General features: G+C 59.1%; 2 protein-coding genes and 6 pseudogenes. 1 reads left to right on the top strand and 7 read right to left on the bottom strand.

Annotated features, from left to right (window positions below):
• Positions 1 to 126: 126 nt before the first annotated feature.
• Positions 127 to 927, bottom strand: a pseudogene (gene istA, locus ABGN05_RS29875) (IS21 family transposase); the annotation flags it as partial.
• A gap of 115 nt (positions 928 to 1,042) precedes the next feature.
• Between istA and ABGN05_RS29870 the strand changes: the two are divergent.
• Positions 1,043 to 1,951: pseudogene (locus ABGN05_RS29870) on the top strand (IS110 family RNA-guided transposase); the annotation flags it as partial.
• Between the two features lie 277 nt (positions 1,952 to 2,228).
• On the opposite strand, the pseudogene ABGN05_RS29865 reads toward ABGN05_RS29870, so the two are convergent.
• From ABGN05_RS29865 to ABGN05_RS29840, 6 genes and pseudogenes are all read right to left on the bottom strand, one after another.
• A pseudogene (locus ABGN05_RS29865) lies at positions 2,229 to 2,441 on the bottom strand (IS5/IS1182 family transposase); the annotation flags it as partial.
• Between the two features lie 296 nt (positions 2,442 to 2,737).
• Positions 2,738 to 2,929: pseudogene (locus ABGN05_RS30220) on the bottom strand (IS110 family transposase); the annotation flags it as partial.
• Positions 2,930 to 4,021: 1,092 nt separating this feature from the next.
• Positions 4,022 to 4,531: pseudogene (locus ABGN05_RS29855) on the bottom strand (IS630 family transposase); the annotation flags it as partial.
• 115 nt (positions 4,532 to 4,646) lie between these two features.
• A complete protein-coding gene (locus tag ABGN05_RS29850; RefSeq protein ID WP_367957678.1) occupies positions 4,647 to 5,249 on the bottom strand; it encodes a polysaccharide pyruvyl transferase family protein in 603 nt (200 codons plus the stop codon).
• Positions 5,250 to 5,431: 182 nt separating this feature from the next.
• On the bottom strand, positions 5,432 to 7,369 hold the full coding sequence (locus tag ABGN05_RS29845; protein ID WP_367957675.1) for a methyltransferase domain-containing protein: 1,938 nt from the start codon (positions 7,367 to 7,369) through the stop codon (positions 5,432 to 5,434).
• 323 nt (positions 7,370 to 7,692) lie between these two features.
• A pseudogene (locus tag ABGN05_RS29840) lies at positions 7,693 to 7,895 on the bottom strand (hypothetical protein); the annotation flags it as partial.

The following is a 7,895-nucleotide window of genomic DNA, read 5'->3' as shown; positions in this document are numbered from 1 at the left end:
CGACCAACATCCAAAACAAATGCCTCCGATCAAACCGGAGGCAGTGTGAAACACCCGCCGCTACAAGGGGGCCCTTTTGGATGCCGATCACCCCTGAAACGGGGTCCTTATTCCACGCCGAAACACAAGATGCGCTTCGAACGCTGCCCAGCTCTCGAATCTGCGGCCGGCCACCGCGTTCTTCTTCACATAGCCGACGCCCCGCTCGTCCTTGCCCTTCGTCCGGGCCCGATACGGTGCGCAGGCCCGCGGACGGAAGCGCCAGTGCCGCGCGAAGGCGTGAAGCTTGGCGCTGAACCGAACCTCCCGCGTCACCGCGTCATGGTGTTCGACCAACGCCCGGGCATTGTCCAGAAGCACCTCCGCGGGCACGCCGCCGAAGTGGACGAAGGCGCTCTCCATCCCCTCGAACCAGTCCGCCTGCCGTTCCCGCAGCGAGGCCCGCACGTGCATCCGGCGCGAGAAGCCGAGCGTGGCGACGAACAGATGCACGCGCAGCTTCTCGTCGCCGATCCACACCCGCGCCTCGCCGAAGTCGATCTGCAGTTGCTTTCCAGGCGGCGTCTCGAACCGCACCGTCGCACGGGCCTGCGCCTTCAGTTCGCGCCGCCAGCCCGCGACCCGGCGCTCGACGTGACGAAGGCTGAGTACCACCCCATGTTCGGCAACCAGTTCCTGGCGGATGACATCGGCGTTGCCGCCGTGCCGGAAGAACCGCTCCCGCAGCCAATCCTCGAGCCCGTCCAGCGCCGAGCGCCGCACAGGCTGTCGAAACGGCACCGAACCACCTTGGCGAAGATATCGTCGCACCGTGTTGCGTGCGCAGCCGAACTCGCGCGCAAGCCGCTTGGCTCCCCAGCCAAGTCCGTGCAGCCGCATCATCGCCGCCACCTCGTCGGGCTGCAGCATCTCCTCTCCCCGCGTCATGGATCCACGCGAGACAGAGTGGCCGGATTCTGGTGTCTCCATCATTCCCTCCTCTTCACGAAGAGGGGGGCAGTTCCTCGTGTCGGAAGGGGGTCAATTTCTCAGGTCGCCCGACATGCCGCCTATGGTAGTTGCGATCGAAGCGTGTGGCGGATCTCATCACTGGGCGCGCCTGCTGCAGTCGTTCGGCCACCAGGTAAAGCTGCTTCCGCCGCAGCTGGTCAAACCGTACGTCAAGCGAGGCAAGAACGATGCGGCCGATGCCGAAGCGCTGTGTGAGGCGATGAGCCGACCGACGATGCGATTCGTGCCGGTAAAGGCGGCCTACAGCCAGGCGGCATTGATGCTGGCGGGCGTGCGCGACCGGCTGGTCCGCAATCGAACGCAACTCGCCAACGCGATTCGCGGCTATGCAGCCGAGTTCGGACTGACCGCCGCGAAGGGGATGAGCAAAATCGAACCGTTGCTCGAGCGCATTGCGGCAGACGCGACGCTACCTGGTTTGGCGCGGGAGCTCTTCGCTCTTCACGGCAAGGAATACGCGCAGTTACTGGTGCAGCTACAAAAGGTCGATGCCAAGCTAATGGCTTGGCATCGGGCGGATAAATGCAGTCGACGCCTGGCGCAAATCCCCGGTGTCGGCCCGATCGGTGCGTCGTTGCTGGTGATGAAGACGCCCGCACCTGAGACTTTCCAATCGGCTCGGCACTTCGCCGCCTGGCTTGGCCTGACGCCAAAGGATCACTCCACTGCCGGCAAGGTCAGGCTAGGCGTCATCACACGTGCCGGCGACGAGGCCCTGCGCAGCGTGCTGGTTGTCGGGGCCACTGCCGTCATCCGGTATGCCCGATGCGGTCGAGGCACTGTTTCGCCTTGGCTTGCTAATCTGCTCAAGCGCAAACCGCCGAAACTCGCTGCCGTGGCTTTAGCCAATAAGATTGCCCGCATCGCCTGGAAGATGATGGTGACCGGTGAGCCTTACAGGAAAAATGCTGCGACGCTTGTCTTGGCGCACGCCGCATGAAGATCAGACAGCGACGGGGAGCGCCTCTACCGCTACCGTGCTGAGCTGAAGCCGGAACTTGCAAGAGAAGAGGCAGATGGTGTGATCGATCGATTCGAGATGCGAGACACTCCGAAAGAACCGTCGGCCGCTACAGGCCGCTGGCGTGTTGAGAACTCGCGTCGCGGAAACCATCTTGGCCAGCGGTCATGTGCGACCGCGCCCAAAGGCCGGACATATGATCGCAAGCGATCCGATCAAACAGGTTGCAGCTTTCTTGCGAGACGGGGGCCGTCCACATATGGTTCTTGTAGCCGAAAGCCGGAATGGCAATGTCGCGCTGCTGGGTCCTTCCATCCTCGGCCACTTTCGCCTTCGAGAACTTCACCGTCCAGCGCGCGTCGCGATCCTTCTGCCGCAGCTTGGCCGGCTTCTCCTTCCAGGCATCCGGAACTTTGCCCGCGTTGATGTCGGCCTTCTCGGCGTCGGTGCTGCGCTCACATGGGATAGCACCCCGTCAAGGCATCATCTTAGGATCATCATAGACCTCTCCATTGGCAATAGGATCCAGGTTCCGAGCCTTACTGCATGACGCGGCTCGGTTACCGAGCCTGATCAAGTTCACATACGGTCGCCGCTTGTTGCGACTGCACCAACATCCCGCCTGCGGCGGGCAAGGCTCAGGACGACGCGACCATTCTGCTTAAGCGGCATTTCGCCCAACGCAACATCGGTTCATCGACCCGCATCCTCCAAGGTCGATCAGCCTTGGCGGATTCAAGACATTTTTGCAGCGTCAGCCTGTTGCTAGGCCTGTTTCATGGCCACTCCCTCCATGACGAAGCCAGAGGTCACATATTTCCAGAGCGCAACCATCAGCTTGCGCGCCATAGCGACGATGGTCGATTTTTTCATGCGACCACCGTTGAGCCGCTCCTTGAACCATTGGGTCAATGCAGAGTGCGGTTGATGCTGCAGCCAGAGCCAGGACATTTGGATCAATGCGTCTACCTGTACGACTGGGAGACCGGCTCGCGGGCCAAGACAGGCATCGGACGTTGGATCACCTTCTACAACCACCAGCGGCCTCGCGCCGCTCATGGCGGACAACCGCCCGCCGTGGTCTAGTTCAGCAGTATCGAAACCGATCAGCAGGCGCGGAGAGTAGCTTAACCCACCCGGAAATCTGTCCAAGGATCGGGGAGTAGCTCATGGCGCTTGCATCGATCACAGTGCCGATTGCGCGAGATGGACCCCCTGTCTGAAATGCCTAAGATGTTCGATCGCCTGCCTGTGTCCTTGTGTGATAACAATCCTCTATGGAATGGTGGCTCATACGCATGGCCAGGTGGGTGCGGAATCCTCCGTCCCGACAGCAAATCTACTTAGCTGCCGGCGTGATCGGTTTCGCCGCTGCCCTCTACCTGATCGAACAGACCTGGGGTTGGCCCGAATGGCTTTCGGTCGAGCCGTACGGCAGGCGGTCCTTGCCGAAGGTGGACGGATAGTGTCAGGTTCTTTGCGAACTATTTCAATGTGGCTGTCACCGGCGTATCCAGATTGCGCGTGGTGCGAGGCGGTGAATTTCTGCTATCATTGGATGGTTTACTGATGTGTGAGGCCTTACGTATGCGTCCTATCTTCTTTTTCGGGCTGATAGCGGTGTCCGGATGTTCCACGCCGGACAACCTCCCGCGGCCCGTCTATCCACCAACGAGTGCCGGCGAGGTTGAGGTGGTGGACAGCATTGTTGCTGGGGCTACGTCGATAGGAACGCTGGATGCATATGCCTGCGCAGAAGGTCTCCTAGCGCGCATCGACGAATATGGGCTTCAGGCAGAAGCATTGCTGAAGCTGAAAACCAAGGCCGCCGCGATTGGCGCCACGAGTCTCCGAAAGCTTGACTACCAGGATGTCGGCACGTTCAGCCCTTGCAGGGGCAGGGTCGGCGTGAGAGCTTCCGCGATAGCGTACCGGAACTAGATCCTAGTCGTCGGACGAGGAAAGCCGTCCCGGTCCATACCAGACGCGGGTGCTTGACCAAGCCCTCCTGGCCGAAACCGCCCATAGGGCAGTGACTGATACCAAGCGTCATTGGGATTGACCGATGTGCGCCCATTCACGCAATCCGATTGAAGTGATTGTGACGGGAGCGGCGAGCAGTTTCTGCCAGGCTTCGCAGGCGGCGACGATGATGGCGTCATAGCTGTCGAAGACGCGGTTGGAGAGCCAGTTGGCGCGCAGATATTGCCAGACGCTCTCGACCGGGTTCAGTTCCGGCGCCCGCGATGGCAGGAAGATCGGCGTGATGTTCCTGGGGATTTTGAGGTTGGCGGTGGTGTGCCACCCGGCGCGATCCATGAGCAGCACCGCGTGTGCGCCCTTGGCGACATGGCGGCTGATCTCGTCGATGTGGAACTGCATCGCCTCGGTGTCGGCGAAGGGCAGTGCGAGCGCAACTCTGATGCCGCGCGCCGGGCAGATGGCGCCGAACAGGTAGGCCGATTTATGGCGCTGGTCGGCGGGCTGGCGGGGCCGCGTGCTGCGCCTGGCACATTGCCGCACGACGCCGTTCTTCTGGCCTATCCTGGCTTCGTCTTGTGGGATGGTTCGACTGACCTGCCAGGAGATCCAGCTCAATCCAGTTTGCAGAGCCCTGTTCGCCACACTGGCTGCCGAATATGAAGCAATCACTGCCCGATTTTCGGGGAGGTGTTCACTGTGAATAGGATGTTGATCCTATAAGCGTCAGAACTTTATCATAGAAATCCAAGGTCGCTGATCGGCATTCGGCAAGGGCCTTAGGATAAGGTTCGGCTAAATCGACCGCCCGTCGCCACCTCTCCGCAACTGACAGTACCGGAGCGTGGCGGAGCCGATACATCTTCGACATGTTAGGAATAGCCACAACGCGACGCCCGAGCAGTGTAGCCCAGTACGCTCCATGATAAGAATTTGTGATTACTACCTCCGCAGAGGCGAGGAAACTTAGTACTTTCTCAATGTCGGAGCCGTTATTGCTGAGCCGCGGGAGGCCTTCGATTGGGACCGGAATGCGCTTGTGCTCATACACAACAATTTCGTGGCGTGATATCTCGGGCGGTTCGTCGAACCTTGCGAGGAGGCAACTCGGGCAAGGTGCCCAAGGGTATTGCGTTCCCCAATCGCGCAGGCCAACGAGATCAAAGGAAGAGAGGTAGTCAGGGAGCGGCCCGTGATAGGGAAGGACGACCCCCCCTTGTCTATCTATGTTTAAGCTCTCGCCGATTCCCCATGCTATCAGTGGGCCATTCCTGCCAAGTCCTCTCAACTGTTCCATATGCGGACGAAAAGTCTCCGCGATGAGCCCCCCGCCGCCGACGATAACGGCCCCCTCACGCCAATTGCGCGGCAGGTCGAGGATGTCAGCCTCTTGTCGCGGTTCGAGTTGGAGGAGACGGCCGGGACAGCAGTTCCAGTCTCCGACATTCGTTTCGTCACGGCGAAATACCGATAGGATTGTCAAGGAACGATTTCCAGATCGTAAATGCGCTCTCGCCCTAGTGGAACAATCATTCGTAATCGAAAGCCGACCTGCTGTGCCAGCGCAAGGACTGCCGCTGAACTGAGCGCATTAAACCAACCGTGCCGCAGTCTGTCGCGCCCTCCGTCGAGATCTGCGGGATTGTAAGTCAGGACAAGGCGCGGCCAGCGCCGGGCGATGACCGCAAGTACCGATTCGGGTGAATGGCAGTACTCAAACACACCGATCATGGTCACGACATTAGCGTAGCGGTCTGGTACCCGGCCTGCATTTAGGTCGCATGGGAGCGTACGCTCATCGCGTTTCACGAGATCAGCAGGAATATAGGTGCAACCCTCTGGCAATTCTGATTCCAGGGTCATAGCGCCGCAGCCTATGTCGAGGACAATTTCACCGGGCTCGATCAGTCGCGCGACCTTCTGCGCCCGGGATGTCCAAGAGGCTAGAAGATTGGTCGGCTCGGACCAGCGAGTGACGTCGGTCCCACGACTGGCTAGCAACCGCAGTGTGTTTGAGCGTCTCTCCCCGCTAATGTATAGTGCATCGACTTCAGCGATTCGCTGTCTTCGGCGCGTGAGGTTGACATTCACCTCAGTTTCTCCGGCAAACCGTTCGCGGCTAGCCTGTAGATGCTCAATGATTGGCTCGATAGGCTCAATAGGACGCGGATAAACGCGATCGAACACCCGGCACAGTTCTGGCGGCAAATATTCAATACGGTGAGGACCCGACGCCTTTCCATGCCTAAGCACTAGATGTTCGAGAGAATGCTGATCCCAATGATCGGGATTAGCATCCTGAACTGCGATCCATTCCTCGAGCAGTTGAATTGCTCCTTCAGTATCGTTAAGAAAGATTGTGCCACTGATAATAGCTTGGCGCGGATGCCCGGCGACGGCTATGTCGCCACAATAGCCGCGCAGATACGGCCAAGGCGTGCGATGCACAATGGCATCAGAATCGATGTAGAGTAACGGCCCCCGAATCCTCTTCCTAGCTTCGAGCAATACGATGGGCTTCAGCCGCACCGCCGAAAGCCAGTCCTGTGTAGGAGGGACGACAGTGATGTCCAGCTTTAAGCCCAACACTTCTACTGAGCGTCTCAGCCGCGCCACCTCGCTTGCGTAGAACGTGTCGTCAGTATGATAGCAAAAAATCGTTCCTTGCGTATCATCAAACCCGCACCGCGCCGCGTCGCCCAGTGCGCTGAGCCAAGCTAAGTCCGCCCGCGCCGCGTATCCCCACTCTTCCCGAAGATCGTTTAGTTCGGGAGCAAGTCGGAACTGGCGCACCAAGCGAGCCGCGTCCTTCTCATTGATTTGCCAGTCGGATAACGATGGCCATGGCCTTCGGCTAAGCTTAGGATGTTGTAGAAGCCCCGAGAAGGGCCGCCTCATTGGTAAGCCGGTAAAACTCGATAATGCGTGTCGGATCAATTCGGGATCTCGATCAATATCCTCGCAACGGACAACAAGTGTGCGCTCAGGATAGGCCGTCCGCGCTAGGCGAATTGCTTCTGAAACTCTCAACAAGCCTGGCGATGAATAAGTCACGATACCGGCCGCGGAGATGTCGAGGGATCGGTCGTAGCCGATTGCATATGCCCCAGTTGATTGCTCCCGCTTGCGCAGTACTTGCCGTGGATCACCAACTAGAATGATGGTCCGCCAGTCCTCATTAGACTTCGTAAATCTGCGTCCCAACTTTCGCAATCGGAACAAGTCATCACAGCTGACCGAAATGACCGTGCGATCCGCGGTGATCGAGACCTCTGCGGCCGAACGATCTGTTCGCTTCGTAGGGGACTGCGAACCGAGCCGTATCAGATCGGCGAAGAACGAGAGTGAATCCGTCTCAAATCCACAAAGGACGATACGACGGCATGCATCGCTCGGGACTTCTGTTTTTTCTGCCATCGCGAGACCGATCATTGAAATGCTTAATGTGAGTGCGGCACGTCGTGCTTACGCTCACGAATTATGAATGCAGTCGTCTGTTGTCCCCAAGCTCAAAAGATACTCATTTGCATCGGAGTGTCGAGAGTGTCTGCGGTATGAAAATGGCCTCCTGCCGCGAAAGACCGCACCAAGACACGGTCTCGACATCTTATGATGTCGTCGCTTGGTTGGGCATGCACTGACCGAACGTTGCCCCCGATCAGCCTGTTAATCGGCTCGGAATGGGGACCCTAGATCGGCGTGCAAACGGGGGTCTGACGCAATTTTGGTGGTGCGGTGGATCATTGTGCGCCGATTACCCGCGCCTGCAGTAGGTCGATCTTCCCGCGGCCATACATCTGACGCTTGACGAGCTTGAGCTGGACACCCGCAACAACCGGATGATTTGGGCGGTCGATACCGCGACTGCCGCTCTGAGCGCGTGTTTTTCGGCACCCTGATCGGATCGGGGCCATTCCGGCGTGCTTCTGGCCGTTTTCGGACA

Origin of the sequence: Aquibium pacificum, from assembly GCF_040839445.1 — a bacterium.
GTDB classification, from domain to species: domain Bacteria; phylum Pseudomonadota; class Alphaproteobacteria; order Rhizobiales; family Rhizobiaceae; genus Aquibium; species Aquibium pacificus.
This window is presented reverse-complemented; position numbering and strand designations above follow the sequence as displayed.

Bases quoted from the DNA above. Each gene is read 5' to 3' on its own strand.
- ABGN05_RS29850 (WP_367957678.1), bottom strand. From the start codon at position 5,249: ATGGAACAGTTGAGAGGACTTGGCAGGAATGGCCCACTGATAGCATGG.
- ABGN05_RS29845 (WP_367957675.1), bottom strand. From the start codon at position 7,369: ATGGCAGAAAAAACAGAAGTCCCGAGCGATGCATGCCGTCGTATCGTC.